The sequence below is a fragment of the Acinetobacter sp. F16 genome (assembly GCF_052712855.1).
In genome coordinates, this window is record NZ_JBRATK010000007.1 from 107,742 (window position 1) to 124,075 (window position 16,334).

Annotated in this window: 14 protein-coding genes and 1 tRNA gene; 5 read left to right on the forward strand and 10 right to left on the reverse strand. The window is 40.0% G+C overall.

Annotated elements, in window-relative coordinates; genetic code table 11:
• Window positions 1-119 precede the first annotated feature (119 nt).
• Together ACU0NF_RS06220 and ACU0NF_RS06225 are read left to right on the forward strand one after the other, a co-directional pair.
• Window positions 120-1,370 (forward strand): YncE family protein, encoded by a 1,251-nt coding sequence (locus tag ACU0NF_RS06220; protein ID WP_445660496.1) that lies wholly within the window; start codon window positions 120-122, stop codon window positions 1,368-1,370.
• Window positions 1,371-1,464: 94 nt separating this feature from the next.
• Window positions 1,465-1,935, forward strand: coding sequence for a hypothetical protein (locus tag ACU0NF_RS06225; RefSeq protein ID WP_131315571.1), 471 nt, complete (start codon window positions 1,465-1,467; stop codon window positions 1,933-1,935).
• Window positions 1,936-2,067: 132 nt separating this feature from the next.
• Here the strand turns inward: ACU0NF_RS06225 and ACU0NF_RS06230 are convergent.
• From ACU0NF_RS06230 to efp, 7 genes are all read right to left on the reverse strand, one after another.
• Window positions 2,068-2,144: transfer RNA gene (locus ACU0NF_RS06230), tRNA-Val, on the reverse strand.
• Window positions 2,145-2,175: 31 nt separating this feature from the next.
• Window positions 2,176-4,188, reverse strand: coding sequence for a transglutaminase family protein (locus tag ACU0NF_RS06235; RefSeq protein WP_445660497.1), 2,013 nt, complete (start codon window positions 4,186-4,188; stop codon window positions 2,176-2,178).
• A gap of 2 nt (window positions 4,189-4,190) precedes the next feature.
• Window positions 4,191-5,096: a DUF58 domain-containing protein gene (locus ACU0NF_RS06240; RefSeq protein WP_445660498.1), complete on the reverse strand. Its 906-nt coding sequence runs from the start codon at window positions 5,094-5,096 to the stop codon at window positions 4,191-4,193.
• 12 nt (window positions 5,097-5,108) lie between these two features.
• Entirely contained in the window at window positions 5,109-6,059 is a 951-nt protein-coding gene (locus ACU0NF_RS06245; protein ID WP_445660499.1) for an AAA family ATPase, read from the reverse strand.
• Window positions 6,060-6,168: 109 nt separating this feature from the next.
• On the reverse strand, window positions 6,169-6,471 hold the full coding sequence (locus ACU0NF_RS06250; protein WP_370983067.1) for a YbdD/YjiX family protein: 303 nt from the start codon (window positions 6,469-6,471) through the stop codon (window positions 6,169-6,171).
• Window positions 6,468-8,573, reverse strand: a complete 2,106-nt coding sequence (locus ACU0NF_RS06255) for a carbon starvation CstA family protein (protein WP_445660500.1) — start codon at window positions 8,571-8,573, stop codon at window positions 6,468-6,470. The genes ACU0NF_RS06250 and ACU0NF_RS06255 overlap by 4 nt, the downstream gene beginning before the upstream one ends.
• 172 nt (window positions 8,574-8,745) lie before the next feature.
• Window positions 8,746-9,315, reverse strand: a complete 570-nt coding sequence (gene efp, locus ACU0NF_RS06260; protein ID WP_131384529.1) for an elongation factor P — start codon at window positions 9,313-9,315, stop codon at window positions 8,746-8,748.
• A gap of 70 nt (window positions 9,316-9,385) precedes the next feature.
• On the opposite strand from efp, the gene epmB reads away from it, so the two are divergent.
• From epmB to ACU0NF_RS06275, 3 genes are read left to right on the forward strand one after another with little or no spacing between them, the layout of a single operon-like run.
• On the forward strand, window positions 9,386-10,402 hold the full coding sequence (gene epmB / locus ACU0NF_RS06265) for an EF-P beta-lysylation protein EpmB (protein ID WP_445660501.1): 1,017 nt from the start codon (window positions 9,386-9,388) through the stop codon (window positions 10,400-10,402).
• A gap of 14 nt (window positions 10,403-10,416) precedes the next feature.
• Window positions 10,417-12,162: a GTPase gene (locus ACU0NF_RS06270; protein ID WP_171538522.1), complete on the forward strand. Its 1,746-nt coding sequence runs from the start codon at window positions 10,417-10,419 to the stop codon at window positions 12,160-12,162.
• A complete protein-coding gene (locus ACU0NF_RS06275; RefSeq protein ID WP_445660502.1) occupies window positions 12,144-14,261 on the forward strand; it encodes an EAL domain-containing protein in 2,118 nt (705 codons plus the stop codon). Before ACU0NF_RS06270 ends, ACU0NF_RS06275 begins: the two co-directional genes overlap by 19 nt.
• Window positions 14,262-14,351: 90 nt before the next feature.
• Here ACU0NF_RS06275 and rpmE read toward each other — a convergent pair whose 3' ends face one another.
• The 3 genes from rpmE to gloA all read right to left on the reverse strand — a co-directional run bounded on the left by rpmE (window position 14,352) and on the right by gloA (window position 16,333).
• The gene (gene rpmE, locus ACU0NF_RS06280) at window positions 14,352-14,582 is read right to left on the reverse strand and encodes a 50S ribosomal protein L31 (protein WP_067725111.1); all 231 of its coding nucleotides are present in this window, start codon (window positions 14,580-14,582) and stop codon (window positions 14,352-14,354) included.
• A 203-nt stretch (window positions 14,583-14,785) separates the two neighbouring features.
• Complete coding sequence (locus tag ACU0NF_RS06285) at window positions 14,786-15,784, reverse strand: bile acid:sodium symporter family protein (RefSeq protein ID WP_445660503.1); 999 nt, start codon at window positions 15,782-15,784, stop codon at window positions 14,786-14,788.
• 147 nt (window positions 15,785-15,931) lie between these two features.
• Complete coding sequence (gloA, locus tag ACU0NF_RS06290; protein ID WP_445660504.1) at window positions 15,932-16,333, reverse strand: lactoylglutathione lyase; 402 nt, start codon at window positions 16,331-16,333, stop codon at window positions 15,932-15,934.
• Between the last annotated feature and the right edge of the window lies 1 nt (window position 16,334).

Consider the following 16,334-nt stretch of genomic DNA (forward strand, 5'->3'; position numbering starts at 1 on the left):
ACTACAGATTTGACGGGTGAATTCTTTATTCTATTATTCTGCTAATACAGGAGTATTGGCCAATAATGAAAATTTGAATAAAAAATGGCTTTCATGGAACTGAACTGGAAAAAAATGAGATGAAAAACAAAAATTTATTTTTTAAATGGACTTCGAATGTTTTGCTTGCATCTACCGCATTCACATCGCTTTGTATAAATGCAGCTACACCAACGATGCCTGTTCCACCCAATAGTCAGCAAGTTTTTTTTGTTGGCAATAACTGGGATGGAACAGTGACCGTCATTCGTCCATCGGGTGATTTTGGCAAGATCGGTGTGATTAACATGATTCCTGATCGCAAAGAGCGTTTGAAGGAAATCCACCTCAATCCAATTAAACTGATTGCCTATACGTATATTCAGGCCACTGCTGGAGAAGGTAACGATCAATTGGTTGACGACATGTATTCAACTCCAGACGGCAAGTCAGTGGTTGCATCTCGCCCAAGTTTTGCAGATGTAGTGTCTATCAATATTGCTACGGGTAAGATCAACTGGCGTACCCCTGTTGAAGGTTTCCGTGCCGATCATATGGCCGCTTCTCCAGATGGTCAGCGCTTAGCTGTATCGGCTTCCTCGGGTAACGTCGTTCATGTTCTGGATATCAATACGGGTAAGGAATTAGGACGCTTTGCCACTGGCGACAAACCGCATGAAAACATTTTCTTTAGTGGCGGCTCAAAAATTTTGAACTCAGCCATTGGAAATGTAGAAACCTCCATGGATGCATCATGGCAAGATTTCACCAAGGGTAAACGCTTCATTACCATTGCCGATGCCAATACGTTTAAAGTGATCAAGAAAATTGATTTCCGTCCTGCATTAGATGCATTCGGTCGTAAGGATTTATCCAATGCTGTGCGTCCCATCGTATTTAGTAAAGATGAAAGTAAAATTTATGCACAGGTTTCGTTTTTTAATGGCTTGGTGGAATATGACTTAAATCAGGATAAAGTCACTCGTATTGGTCAATTACCGGGTAGCTCTACCATTCCTTCTAACCGGACAAAATATGTAAATGACTCACGTCACCATGGATTATCCATTAGTGCAGATGGCGAGAAATTATGTGTGGCAGGTACCATGGATGACTATGCGACTATTGTCGACCGCTCTACCTTGAAAGCTGCCAAGCTGATTCCTGCAGGCAAGCCATACTGGGCAACACAGAGTGCTGATGGAAAAAGCTGTGTGATTTCAGAGAGTGAGACTGATGTCGTTACTGTCATTGATTTTGCTACAGGTGAAAAGGTATTGAGTGTTCCAGTGGGTAATCATCCACAGCGTGTTCGTATCGGTTATGCACCGGCTGGCTGGTCGACCAAATAATAAACAGTTAATAAGTGAATAATGGATGAATTGAACAGACCTGATTTTAGATTGGGTCTGCTTTTAATTTAAATGCAAGAGCAGGATTTCTGGCATGAATAGCACCCTACGACTTGGTCTTATCATTGGATCTATTGTGACCTTGTTACTTATCATTGTGGTTTATATATTTAAACCCCTCTCTACAACGCCACCAAATACAGTACAACCACAAGAAAAACCGATTCCAACTGAAATTATATTAGAAAAAAAATTGGTACTTAGCGCACTGGTTCAAGCAAATACAGTGACAGTATCAAATCAGGCAGAATTGATTCAACAACGTGACCGACTTTATCAAGATTTTGAAGAAATCAGCAATTCATTGAGTGTAGGACAGCAACCTGATTTTCGTCAGGTAAGTGATTTATTAGACAAGCAAAAACAGCTTGTAAAAACAGGTGTGCTTTCAGCAAACGATGCAATTTCATATTGCCAATTTTTAAGACAAATTTTGCCGGCTATGGATCATCAAATTAATCAACATATTCTACAACTAGAGCAACTTAAGCGTGCGACTTCATAAATTCAATTACGAATATCCCGTAGGATTTAATTTAGCATTCTAGATTTTTTAATTAAAAACCAGCTTAGGGACAATAAAAAAGGACTTTAAGCTTTTTTGCTTAAAGTCCTTATGCCTAATGGCATTGAATCTTGGTAGGTATAAGCAGACTCGAACTGCTGACCTCTACGATGTCAACGTAGCGCTCTAACCAACTGAGCTATACACCTAAGTGCTGTGAATCATATTCATTTTTATTTTTTAAGACAAGGACTTTCTATTATTTTTTAAAGCATATGTACAAGTTTTAAGCATTGCTTTAAATTGCTTCATTTGTTGGCCAGTTATCGCTACAGAAAATCGCTGCTGCTGATAATATTCTGCTGTCTGGATAAATATCTTTTGTTCATCCTCTTTAACCCCTTCGGCTAAACGATGCATCCAGCTAAAGAAAGTTTCAGCAGGCTGCTTACGTAATGGCTTCGCTAGTTGCTTAGAGAACTGTTGAACTGCACGCTCATATGCCGAACCGTGCTGTTTATTACGATAATAAATCCAGACAAAATAAGAAATCATCACCAATAAAATGCTTGAGAATAATATCAGGATACTGGCATAAGCCGTTTTCAAACCTAATTTCGCCAACCAGCTTTGCTGCTTTTCAGCATCATATCCAACAACTTTGCTTTGCCACTGATAGCTCGCATAGTCACTCCAGATTCGCATATTTTTCATCATTGAAAATTGACGATACTTCCACTTCTGCTCTTTACTTCCCAAAATAGTTCGATCATTTTCAATATAATTTTGCATTCCCGCATCTATGCGTTGTGGAGCAATGATTGCGGTTGGGTCAATCCGTTGCCATTTTCCATTTAATTGCACTTCTGTCCACGCATGGGCATCCAGTTGACGCACTTCCCAACTTGCCCGGTCCAGTGCAAGTTGTCCGCCTTGATAACCGATGACCACACGTGCAGGAATCCCCGCGTATCGCATCAGCATGGCAAAACTCGAAGCATAATGCTCACAAAACCCCTGCCGAGATTGAAACAAGAATTCATCGATACGGTTTTCACCCAGTAAGCCCGGTGTTAAGGTATATACAAAATCATTGTTCTTATACCACTGCAAAATATTACGCACATACTGGTCTGGTAATCGTCCACTTTTCTGAAACATTTCCAAAGCGAATTGACGTGATTTTTCATCGATTTGAGTATTGCTTTGAGTATTGCTTTTTTCCAGTAAATTGGGTGTAGATAAGCCCTGTCCTTGCAGTTGTGCATCGCCTAGCCAATGTAGCGTAATAGGCTGATTTCGTGTGATGGAGCGGATCGGGCTAATGCTCCAATCCTGCTTTAATTGGTATTGAGGGTTTTTGGGGATGGACTTTTCTAGTCCCATGATCCACATCACACTTGAATCTGCAGCCAGGTATTGATAATCAAAACCCTGTTCTGCTTTTATCGAAATCCTATGATTCAAGACAGGTTGTTGATTGACAAAACTACTGGTCCAGGTTCTGCCATCATATTGATCCAGAACCATTGCCCGCCAATATAGCTCATTGCGGGAAGGCAGTTTATTCATATTGCCAATAATGCGAAAAGCCAAACTGCTAGATTGCGAAAGTTCTGCAATATCCCCAGGTGACATGCTGTCACTCATCCCCGTGACACTTTTTTGTTCTGGAATTGGAATATGCCAAAGTGGCGGTAAGCGCGGAAAAAAGATAAACAACAAAATAAAAAAAGGCAAAGCCAAAATCAGAAATTTACCTACATGCTTGGCATCTGTTTTTAATGCCGATGATTGATGCTGTGGCTGTTTAAATTCGCTGGTCTGTAAACGGTAAAGCCCGATCAGGCAACTGAATAAGCATAGCAAAATCGCAATCGCCATCCAGATGGATTGGCTATATAGAAATGAACTCGCCCCGACAAACAAAGCAAAATTAAATAAGATAATGACATCTCTTTTATTCTTGGTTTCCAAAGCTTTGGCAAATAAAAAAGTGGATAAAACCGCAACGCCCGCTTCTACTCCGATAAAACTCTGATATCTAAAATAAATCGTCATTAAAGCCAGAATTACTAGGGCAAAGATCCAAACTTTGGATACTGTTTTTGTCTCATCTTTAAAGCTGACAAATAAACAGAGGAGTATCAGGGCAAAAATTGCGCTTAACAGAACAGGATTAAAAAATACTTGTGCAAGCAGTAATAATAGTAAGGTCATTAAAATCGATGTTCTAACATCAGCATGCATCATAATTAAGCCTGCGCCAGAAGTTTTTTAGCCTGAAGCAACTGGTTTGCACCTGTGCCTACAGCTAATTCAGCTTGAGGTAAAAATACCGCATAGCTGCATTGCAGTTGATCACATTGCTCAATCAGCCCCATCATTAAGCTCAGTTTCTCTTCATGCTCGGTACTTGGCATGTTTGCATAATGGATTTCCATACTCGGTTGATCATTATGCTGCTCAAAGACTTTAATATATAAACCTTGCCCACGCGCAGCCTGCTTCCATGATACGGCTTGTAAGCTATCGCCCAACTTAAAATTACGCAGTTCACGAAACTCATCCATATCGGGTTCAAAACTGTGCTGATGCTGTTTATTTTCCGCATTATAAAATGCAGCTTTGGGTGCAACCCATGAATACTCTGTTAAATAAAAATAGCTCCAGGCACGAACTAATCCAAACGGATATACCACATAAATCTGTACAGTCGGGTAATGAAACTTGCCGCGTTTATCGGCAAAAAAAGACAAGGTGATTTTTTGCTTGAGTTCAGCAATCGAGACCTTTTCTAAATGCTGATCGGTCTTAATCCATAAATAACGCGATTGCTTGTATGGCTGCTGAAAATGTAATTCCAGATCAAGAAAATTTCCCACTTGCCCGATTTCATTTACTGAAATTTCAATCCTGAGCTCATGTAACTGTTTAAAAGTGACATAAAAACTAATGCATAAAATTGCACTGATTAGAAAGCAAAAACCCAAAATCAGATTGTTGGCATAATTGATCCCGGCAATAAAAGTAATCAAGATCAATACCAGATACAGATAGCCCTGCTGATAGATAAAAATCAGAATGTCTTTTTGCGAAAGCTGTTTTACTTTTTCAAATTGAAAGCGTTTCGCTAACCATTTTTGCCAAGGTTTGCCCAATTTGATCTTCCCTTAGCTAATCGTCACTTGCTGCATTATCTGCAAGGTTTCTGCTTCACTCAATCCAATCCGATGGGAAACCACGGCAACAAATACAGCTTGAACATCATCGGGGGTGACATAGCTGCGCTGTTCAATGAAGGCATGCGCCTGTGACGCTTTTTTCAAAGCCAATAGTCCACGCGTGGATAAACCATGCCGACTTTTACGGGTCTCGGTCGCCAGATCCAGCAGATAGTCCAGCACCACATCGGCAATATGAACCTGCGTGACCAGTTGTTGCATCTCTAAAATTTCGTACTCGCTAAAAACGTGCTCTAAGGTTGCAATCAAGGCATAACGTGAGTTTTGCTGTAATAACAGTTTTTCTGCGGAACGCGATGGATAACCCAGTGACAAACGCATCAGGAAACGGTCCAGTTGCGATTCCGGCAGACTATACGTACCACTTTGAAAAAGCGGGTTCTGTGTTGCAATGACCCAGAAAGGTTGCGGTAACTCATAACGAACGCCATCCACCGTAACCAAGCCTTCTTCCATCGCTTCTAGCAACGCACTCTGGGTTTTTGGGCTACAACGGTTAATTTCATCTGCCAATAATATTTGGGTAAAGATTGGGCCTTGCTTGAACTCAAACTGATGCTGTTTTTGATTAAACATATTCACGCCAATCACATCACTGGCAAGCATGTCATTGGTAAACTGAATACGCTGAAACTTCAGTCCTGCAATATGAGATAAGGCACTGGATAATGTGGTTTTACCCAATCCGGGTAAATCTTCAAACAGCACGTGGCCACCGGCCAGCAAACTACTTAAAGCCAGTTTGGTCTGATGTTGTTTATCCAAAATGATGCTATTGATTTGATGCAGAAATACCTGAATTTTTGCCGCATACGATTCAACTTGATCATTCAGTTGTTGCTGTTCGTGTGTGAGTTCTTGTTTTTGAACCTTATTCATACCCCAAATCACAGCTTATTTCCCAATAAAAAACGGTGCATGATTAACATACACCGTTTTGTGGTTTTTCCAAACAAATCAAAAGATTTCTGACAAATGTCTGCTCACATTAGCAAGGACATTTTTTCATTCCACCGCCTGCGCTTGGATAGCGTGCATCCACACAGTGACGGTAAAAGGTTTTGGCATCCATTGCAACCAGGTCTGGATGATTCTTTTGCATATGCTCTAGATAAGTCTGATAATCCGGCACACCGACCATCAAGCGAAAGCTTTGCTGTAGGCGTTGCCAAATCAGTTGAATTGTTTTAATACCATTCAACATCAAAAACTTTTTCGGCTGCGCAAGTACAGTAAATTTAATGATTTTACCCAGTGCCAGTTTTTGGCGAATTTGATCTTTTAGACTCATTTCACCTCTCCTGCCACTTTATTTGGACTCATCTCATCACTGTAAATCGCTTTAGATTCATGCGTGCTTGGATTTGGATTCGCCAATGCACGGCGGATCACGCCAATTGCAGCAAACAGCATTACAAAAGCCACAATCATAAAGAAGCCACAAAGCACTGCATTGATCTGATTAGAGAACACAATGGTCTGCATTTCAGCAATGTCTTTAGCAGGTTTCAGTATTTCATTTCGTGCAATTGCATCAGAGAAACGGTTGGCTTGTGCCAGGAAACCGATTTTTGGATTCTCATGGAAGATTTTTTGCCAACCTGCCGTCATTGAGGTAATGAAAAGGAAAATGGTCGGCAGAATCGTTACCCACACATATTTCTCTTTCTTCATTTTGAACAGGATTACTGTACCTAAAATCAGCGCCATCGCTGCCAAAATTTGGTTACCAATACCAAACAGCGGCCATAAGCTGTTAATCCCGCCCAGTGGATCGACCACACCTTGATAAACGAAGAACCCCCAACCTGCAACCGCAACTGCGGTACCCAACAGGTTACCAAAGAAACTGTGTGATTTTTTCACTGCAGGAATCACGATACCGACAGTGTCCTGAACCATGAAACGACAAGCACGTGTACCAGCATCCACCGCAGTCAAGATGAACAATGCTTCAAACAGAATCGCAAAGTGATACCAGAATGCCATCATTGAACGGTTGTTGAAAATTTCCGTGATGATGTGCGCCATGCCAATTGCAAAGGTTGGCGCCCCGCCAGTACGCGAAAGAATTGAAGTTTCACCGACTTCTTGCGCAAGCAATGTTAATGCTTCCGGAGTCACCACAAAGCCTAAAGTACGAACCGCTTCAGCAGCACTTTCAACCGTTGTACCCAATATGGCAGCAGGCGCATTGATAGCGAAATAGACACCCGGTTCAAGAATGGTGGCACAAATCATTGCCATCACAGCAACGAAAGATTCCATCAACATACCGCCATAACCAATCACACGAATATCCACTTCGTTATCGACCAGTTTTGGTGTGGTGCCTGAAGACACCAAGGCATGGAAACCTGAAATGGCACCACAGGCAATGGTAATAAATAAGAACGGGAACATTGAGCCTGCAAATACAGGACCTGTACCATCAATGAAATGCGTTACCGCAGGCATTTTCATTTCAGGCAATGCCACCATAATACCAATCGCAAGACCTGCAATCACGCCAATCTTCAAGAAAGTTGAAAGGTAATCACGTGGCGCCAGCAGCAACCAGACCGGCAATACGGAAGCGATAAAACCGTAAATGATTAAACACCAAGTTAATTGGGTACCAGAAAGGGTAAACAATGGTCCCCAATAAGGATCAGCTGCGACATTTCCGCCATACACAATTGCCAGCATCATCAGCACAAAACCAATGATTGATACCTCGGCAATTTTCCCTGGACGGATATAACGCATATATACGCCCATGAACAATGCAATTGGAATCGTCGCAGCAATACTGAACACGCCCCATGGACTGTTGGTCAAGGCTTTCACGACAACCAATGCAAGCACTGCAAGGATAATGATCATGACGCCTAAAGCACCCAGCATCACAATCACACCCGCAAAGGAACCCAGCTCTTGCTTTGCCATTTCACCGAGTGAACGGCCATCACGACGGGTAGAAATAAAGAGGACTAAAAAGTCTTGAACAGCGCCTGCGAGAACCACACCGACTAAAAGCCAAATCGTGCCTGGCAAATAACCCATCTGCGCCGCAAGAATAGGTCCCACTAATGGACCTGCTCCTGCAATGGCTGCAAAGTGGTGACCAAACAGGACATATTTATTGGTGGGAACATAATCCAGACCATCTGCCAAGCGATGCGCCGGTGTTAAGCGTCTTGCATTGAGTTCAAAGACTTTATTGGCTATAAATAAACTATAGAAGCGATAAGCGATGCTATAGACACAGATGGCTGCCAAAACCAGCCAGACTGCATTAACATGCTCACCTCTGCTGACTGCAAGTATCCCGAATGATACTGCACCTAAAATCGCGACTAGAAGCCACACTATTTTTGAAGTTATGGTTAACTTCGGTTCAATGGTTTCCATGTAAATCCCTCATATCTAATGCATAAATCAGCGTTATTTTTTATTGTTCGGTATACTGCTGTTTCTTCCTTTGCGACTGTACTCCTCAAAATTTACTTTTCATCTAATACTTTGGCATAAAAAAAGGGATGATTTAAATCATCCCTTTCGATAATAGTCTATTTTTAAACCATTATGCACGTTCTAAATAATCACCTGTACGGGTGTCTACACGAACGCTTTCATCTTGCTGTACGAATAATGGTACACGTACTACAGCACCAGTTTCGAGTTTGGCAGGTTTACCGCCACCGCCCGAAGTATCACCACGTACGCCTGGATCAGTTTCAACGATTTTCAATACAACGAAGTTTGGTGCACTTACTGACAATGGAACACCATTGAAAAGCATAATTGTGCATTTTTCGTTTGAATCGTCTTTCAACCATTTAGCAGCATCGCCCATCGCAACCTTGTCAGCTGTGATTTGTTCGAAGCTCTCTGGATCCATAAAGTTCCAGAGTTCGCCATCGTTATAAAGGTAATCCATTTCAACTTCAACAATGTCAGCACCTTCAAGTGTTTCATTGGATTTGAATGTTTTTTCTAAAACTTTACCAGTTTTAAGATTACGCAATTTTACGCGGTTGAATGCTTGACCCTTACCAGGTTTTACATATTCATTTTCCATGATTGAACATGGGTTACCATCAAGCATAACCTTTAGGCCTTGCTTAAAGTCATTCGTAGAATAATTGGCCATGAAAGGCTCACTCCAAACTTACTAACTTAAATCTATTAATGCTAGACTAGCATTATTTTTTACATGCGCCATGATAAACTATTTATATCAAGAGCAAAACTGGCAATCTCAACTCAGTGACCTGATTACCGACCCTTTAGAGTTACTTGAAGCCCTTCAGCTCTCACCTGATCAATTATTGTCAGGCGCAATTCTGGCTTCTGAACAGTTTAAATTGCGTGTTCCGCGTGCATTCGTCGGAAAAATGAACATGGGCGACCCATTTGATCCCCTTCTATTACAAGTCTTGCCGCATCATTTAGAACTTGAAGATCATCCCGGGTTTGTCACTGACCCTTTGGGTGAAGAACAAGCCAATCAACAACCGGGTGTATTGCATAAATACAAATCACGTTTTTTGCTCACCTTAACCGGTGCTTGTGCAGTGCATTGCCGTTATTGTTTCCGTCGTCATTTCCCTTATCAGGAAAACCTGCTCAAAAATGAAGACTGGCTCAACATTAAAGACTATATCGAAAGCCAACCCGATATTAATGAAGTCATTTTTAGTGGCGGAGACCCACTTACACTATCCAACCGGAAATTAAAGCTCTGGATCGATCGCTTGGAATCATTAGCACAAATTAAATTTTTGAGAATTCATTCACGGGTTCCTATCGTAATCCCCAACCGTGTCGATGAAGAGCTGGTTTCCCTATTAAAAAACAGTAGGCTACGCATTATTCTAGTGGTACACTCAAATCATGCAGCTGAGCTTGATGATTTTACTTGCACTAAACTTTCACTATTGGTTCAACAACAAATAACCGTGCTCAATCAGGCAGTTTTATTAAACGGGGTCAATAATTCTGCGCAGGTTTTAGTAGATTTAAGTTACCGTCTGTTTGATGCAGGCGTGATGCCATACTATTTACATGTATTAGATAAAGTAAAAGGTGCGCATCATTTTGACTTGAGTCCTGAGCAGATTAATCTTATATATAAAGATGTTTTAGAGAACCTTCCAGGATATTTGGTTCCTAAACTCGTTAGGGAAATAGCGGGCGAAAAAAATAAAACACCGCTTTTTGGGGTTTCAACTTTTTGAGTTAAATAATAACGATGCTTATGAGTACTTCTGATATTTTCCAAACGCCAACAGAATTAAAGTTGGAACAACTCAGCTTTTGTCCTTCTCATGCAAAAGGGCTACAAGAATGGGTGTCTAATTTATCCATTCTGCAACTCGGAAATTCTTCAAAAGAACTGTTCAATGCGCTACTGGAAATATCAGAACTTAAATGCCCAGAAATGCTGCGTTTTGATTTAATTCAAATCCTACACCCGACCATTGATAATGTATTGACCAGCCTGGAAAAGCATTTTTTCAACCAAGGCCTGATTACCACCGATCGTAGTGATCAAATCATCGAATTGGCTATGCTTTTACGTAGCCATTTCGCTAAAATTTACATCGATATTGCAAAACGCTGTAATACTCAATTAAGTCTGCAAAAGTTTTCTATTTTTGCATTTAATCAGAAGAAAAGTTTACAAACCGCTAGAATTGTTTCGACATATTATGCATTACAGCAACTCTCGTTATTACTTTATCAACAAAATTTGTTGTATAGCACGCCATTATTTGGCCAATGGCTGGTCGCACATCAACTGCTCGAATGTGCAATCAAAAATAATTTTTATCAAACCAATATCAACCAGATTTTAGATACGCAGCATCAATTACAAACGATCGCTCATGCTTACTCACAGCTCATTTTATTAGATATTTTTAATACCCATCAAATTCGCCCATCAGAAATGCAAGGCTTATATTTATGTAGCTTTGACTGGGCAAAACTGGTTCATATCTTACCCAAAGAAACTACGCTTTCACGTTATATTGTCGATACCAATAAAGATCATCCACCAGTTTTCAATATCAATCAATCCAGTTTATATAAACCGACCATCTATATTGCAACACAGAATTTATTAGATCATCTGTCTGAAACTCAAACCAAAAATACGGGATATTTATCACGTAATGAAAAGTTATTCCTGACACCAGCACTACATTTTCATATTCATAACCTGCTTACGACCAATATCGAACGTCGCCATGAGCGTTATGAATATTCAGCACAATTGCAGATCTGTTTTAGCCTTTCTGTGGCACATTTTTACCTTTCTAAAGGTAAAAACTTTCACGAAACTTTGGATGTAGAAAATAATTATCAGTTCCAAAATGAAAGTAGCTTTATCAATTCCATGAATTCCAATATTCCTGCTGAAATTACCACAGCAAAAGTATTGGATCGCGAAGCAAAACAAATCTATCCAGCTGAAGTCCTGGATATTAGTGTCAATGGTTACAGGATTAAGTGGACGGGTGCTACACCCTCAAATTTAAAAACCGGGGAATTTATTTTAATTCAGGAAAATACCAACAGCCCTTGGCGTGGCGGTGTGGTTCGCTGGATTAAACAGTCGACAGAAAAAAGTCTGGAACTTGGACTTGAAGTTTTGGCCCAAGATTTATTTCCCTGCTCTGTCATGGTAAAAACTGAACGCAACAGCAGTAACTACCAACCTGCCCTTATTGTTCAAACCGCTCAACTCGATCATGTTTCAACCAGTTTAATTGTATCGGGTTCGCACATGTTTAGAGAAAAACAAACGATTCATTTAAGATTAGGAAAAGAAGAACTCAAAATTTACCTGACCAAAGCACAGCTTATTACTCAAAGTTTTATTCGTTTTGAATTTGAATTACTCAATGATCAGCAAGAAAGCCTGATTACAAACTTTATTAATAAACAAATGAATGAAATCAAGAATCACGATTTATGGGAAGCATTGAAGTGAGAAATCCGTTATTGTCTAAAAAGTTAAAACGTACCGAGACACGTTTACTCATTATCGATGATAATCAAATACGTTTTAACCAAATTCGTGATCTTTTAACATCGAATGGACATGTTGTAGAAGCAACATTGCTCGATGATTTACAAACTTTTGAAAAGCAATTACATCAAAATTGGGATCTGGTCATTTTTGGCCGTGCCTACGATTTAAAATACGAACAGGCTTTAAGTTTAATTCAACTATCTAAACAACCGAACTTACCGATTATTCTTCTAAAACCAGAAGATTATCAGGCAGATCAATATGCAGCTTATATTCGTAAAGGTATTTACGACATTTTAAATCTAGATTACCCAGATCGTTTTTACCTTGGCCTACTTCGTGCACTTTCATTAAGCCGCTTAATGCTTACTCAGCAACATTTAATGGATGAGTTAGAGTCTGCACAAACCCATGCACAATCGTTAGTACATGATAGCAACAAGGCCGTTGCGCTGATTCAAGAAGGCATTCATATTCAAGCCAATCCTGAATATTTACAACTATTTGGGATGAAAAATGAGGACGATATCGTAGGTCTTCCGTTGCTTGATTTGTTACAACCGAAAGATTTGAATGACTTCAAGTTACGCTTTAAGAAAATTACGCAAGGTCAATTTGATTTAGGTCGCTTAGAAATTGCGACGTTAAATGATCAGGTTTCTGTTCCAAATCCGCTTAAGATCGAATTTTTACCCGCTACGGATGAAGATGCATTACAACTTACTATTGATATTGAAACTCCAGAATCGAGCAATGCAGCATCGGGAACAGCTGATAAAAATACCCAGAAGCCTAATACCTATCAGTTGATTAACCGTACGGTTACTCAGCAACCTTCTGATGTTAATGCACTGGTCCTGTTCTCTTTAGCCTCTTGTCCTGAAACTATTTTTGAAGGTAATTGGGTTACTTCAAAAAATTATTTTAGTGAAATAAAAGCATTCTTAAAAGAACAAACCCATGTTCCTTTATTTAAAGTTTCACCCGGTATATTTGCAGCTTTATTCCAGGCAGAATCTAAAGCAAAATTAGAATCCAAACTGATTGGTTTAAGCTCATTAACCAAGCCACAATTATTAACTGTCAATCAAGTGAGTTATCCACTTAATTTAAGAATTGGTTACGCCATTCTAGATGGTGAAATTCGTGATGAAAGCCATTTTGAACAATTTATTAATTCAGCTTACCAGACGGCTTTACCACAAAATGCACCGACTGTAGAGCTTAATTTAGGCACACATTTAGAAATTCCATCGATGGAAATTCACCATCCAGAAATCAAGCCATTAAATGCTTCGCCTGAATCTTCATTAATCAGAGCTTTAGAAAATAGCTTGGACCGTGGAGAGATTCATCTTAAATATCAACAACTTTATGATAAACAAGACACCAACTTATACACTTATGAGGTCACCAGTGGCTTCATTTTTGAAAATTCGTGGAAGGATTTATCCAGTTTAAGAGAACTGGCCGAAGACCCTGAATTATCGATTAAACTGGATCGCTGGATATTAGTTGAATCATGTAAACAATTACATAATTTTATTACGCAATATCCTGAAGCCAAATTAATTGTGAATTTGAATAAAGAAGTACTATTTCACGACCGGACCTTCCCTGAATTTATTTCCAAGCTGATCACGATTGTACGCAGTAAATTAACCCATCCGCTTATTTTACAATTTTCAGAAGAAGACCTGACCCAGAATATTCCAGATGCACAAAAGCATATTGCTCAACTGCGCCAGTTTGGCGCTGAAGTCTCCTTAAGAGATTTTGGCAATACTATTTACAGTGAATCTGCTATACGTCAACTAGATATCAACTGCTTAACATTGCACCGCACACTGACAACAATGTTAAATACAGAACAATCTACGCAGGAATTACAGGAAAAAATTAAAATTTTCCATGAAATCAAACCTATTGAAATCATGCTACGCGAATTAAATGATATGACGCTCTTCGCCAACGCGTGGAATGTAGATGCCCGTTTTATTCAAGGTGATTATTTCCAGAAAAAACTGGATCACTTGATTGATGTACAAGACCAATAGGTCTTGTACACATTGTTTTGCTGCAAGATACATAAATTTCAGGCATAAAAAAAACGGGCATATCGCCCGTTTTTTTTACATTTGACGGTATTAGTCAGGACGTTTGATAGAACGTGACATACCAGCAAAACGTTGTTTGAACTTGTCGATACGACCACCTTGGTCAACATTCTTCTGTTTACCAGTATAGAATGGGTGGCAAGCTGAACATACGTCAAGGTAAAGAGTTTCTTTACCAATCGCTGAACGAGTTTCGATTACGTTACCACATGAACAAGTAGCAACTAATGTTTCATATTTTGGGTGAATATCGGCGCGCATCGTCGATTACTCCTAAGTTAAGAAAGGCTTATGCTGTCATCGCAATTGATCACTCTCATGATTCATGAGGAAAAAGCTTCTTCAAAAGAAGAGCGAGACCAACACCATAACAGACCATTCTTTTGGCCCACCGAGACGGATACCGCCAGAGCTAAGCACAACAAGTGGGCATAATTATACGGCAATAAATATCAAATAGCGAATTATTCTTGTAACTCATCTACAGCTTTAAATTCATCTACAGGATGCTTCGACCAATAATTGGCAATTACGCCGCACACCATCAGCTGAATTTGATGAAAGATCATAATGGGCAATACAATCATCCCTAAAGGCTGTCCGATAAATAAAATTTGTGCCATCGGGACACCACTGGCCAAGGTTTTTTTGGAACTGCAAAAAAACATTGCAATTTGATCTTCCCGGTTAAAACCCATCCATTTCGGAATATATAAAGCCAACAGCATAATGAGGGTTAAAAACACTGAACATGCCAGAGTCAAAATCAATAGCGTTTCCCAACTCACCATTTGCCACAATCCTGCAACGACTGCCCCGCTAAAAGCACCATAGACCACCATTAAAATAGTGCCCTGATCAAATGCTTTGACGATTCCCGGTACCTTCAACATATAGGGATAAACATAAGGACGTAATATTTGACCCAATATAAAAGGGACCAGCAACAACAAGGTAATCTGAACAATTGAAGATGTGGGGTCAAAGCCGTGTTGTGACTGACCTAAAATAAAGAAACTGACCAATACAGGGGTAATAAACATACCAATAATATTGGAAAATGAAGCGCTACATACAGCACTGGCCACATTGCCCTTTGCAACCGAGGTAAATGCAATTGAAGACTGCACGGTTGATGGCAAGAAGCACATGAACAAAAATCCCCAGTACAATTCCTGCCCCAAAACAGGCAATAAAATCGGCTTCGCCAACAGCCCTAAAAGCGGAAAAAGCGCAAATGTAAAAGCAAACACCACCACATGAAATTTCCAGTGCATGATGCCTTGAACCACTGCTTCTCTGGACAGTTTTGCCCCATGCAAAAAGAATAAAATCGCAATTGCACCGGAGGTGATGACGCCAAAAATATTTGCAGCAAGACCGGAGACTGGAACTATTGTTGCCAAGACTACCATGATAATCAGCAAAATGGTAAAGCGATCCAATGCCAACAGTTTTAACATTGTTACGTCCTGTAATGATTTAAAGGTATAAAAAAGCCCAATAAGACAGTTTACCTAGTGGTAAAGTTTCATCTTACTGGGCTGAATAAATAAAGCCAGTTTTTCAACTCAATATTAAATATTTAGTTTATCTATACCGCGCTATTATTAATTATTACGTGCATCTTTATCTTGCTGAATCAGCTCGATTTTATAACCGTCTGGATCTTCAACAAAAGCAATGACTGTTACCCCGCCCTTCATTGGACCGGCTTCACGCACCACTTTGCCACCACGCGCCTTAATGTCTTCACACGCCTGATAAGCGTCATCTACAGCAATGGCGATGTGACCATAGGCATTCCCTAACTCATAGCTGTCTGTATCCCAATTATGCGTTAATTCTAAAACCGTATTGTTTCCTTCATCACCATAACCCACAAAAGCTAAAGTGAAACGACCTTCTTCATAATCACGTTTACGAAGCAAAGTCATACCGAGCACTTCAGTATAGAACTTTAAAGATTGTTCCAAATTGCCTACACGTAACATGGTATGCAGCATGCGCATA

What these genes read in the sequence shown, in the direction of transcription:
- ACU0NF_RS06220 (WP_445660496.1), top strand. Translation starts at nt 120, where the DNA reads ATGAAAAACAAAAATTTATTTTTTAAATGGACTTCGAATGTTTTGCTT.
- ACU0NF_RS06225 (WP_131315571.1), top strand. Translation starts at nt 1,465, where the DNA reads ATGAATAGCACCCTACGACTTGGTCTTATCATTGGATCTATTGTGACC.
- ACU0NF_RS06235 (WP_445660497.1), bottom strand. Translation starts at nt 4,188, where the DNA reads ATGATGCATGCTGATGTTAGAACATCGATTTTAATGACCTTACTATTA.
- ACU0NF_RS06245 (WP_445660499.1), bottom strand. Translation starts at nt 6,059, where the DNA reads ATGAATAAGGTTCAAAAACAAGAACTCACACACGAACAGCAACAACTG.
- ACU0NF_RS06250 (WP_370983067.1), bottom strand. Translation starts at nt 6,471, where the DNA reads ATGAGTCTAAAAGATCAAATTCGCCAAAAACTGGCACTGGGTAAAATC.
- ACU0NF_RS06255 (WP_445660500.1), bottom strand. Translation starts at nt 8,573, where the DNA reads ATGGAAACCATTGAACCGAAGTTAACCATAACTTCAAAAATAGTGTGG.
- efp (WP_131384529.1), bottom strand. Translation starts at nt 9,315, where the DNA reads ATGGCCAATTATTCTACGAATGACTTTAAGCAAGGCCTAAAGGTTATG.
- epmB (WP_445660501.1), top strand. Translation starts at nt 9,386, where the DNA reads ATGATAAACTATTTATATCAAGAGCAAAACTGGCAATCTCAACTCAGT.
- ACU0NF_RS06270 (WP_171538522.1), top strand. Translation starts at nt 10,417, where the DNA reads ATGCTTATGAGTACTTCTGATATTTTCCAAACGCCAACAGAATTAAAG.
- ACU0NF_RS06275 (WP_445660502.1), top strand. Translation starts at nt 12,144, where the DNA reads ATGGGAAGCATTGAAGTGAGAAATCCGTTATTGTCTAAAAAGTTAAAA.
- rpmE (WP_067725111.1), bottom strand. Translation starts at nt 14,582, where the DNA reads ATGCGCGCCGATATTCACCCAAAATATGAAACATTAGTTGCTACTTGT.
- ACU0NF_RS06285 (WP_445660503.1), bottom strand. Translation starts at nt 15,784, where the DNA reads ATGTTAAAACTGTTGGCATTGGATCGCTTTACCATTTTGCTGATTATC.
- gloA (WP_445660504.1), bottom strand. Translation starts at nt 16,333, where the DNA reads ATGCGCATGCTGCATACCATGTTACGTGTAGGCAATTTGGAACAATCT.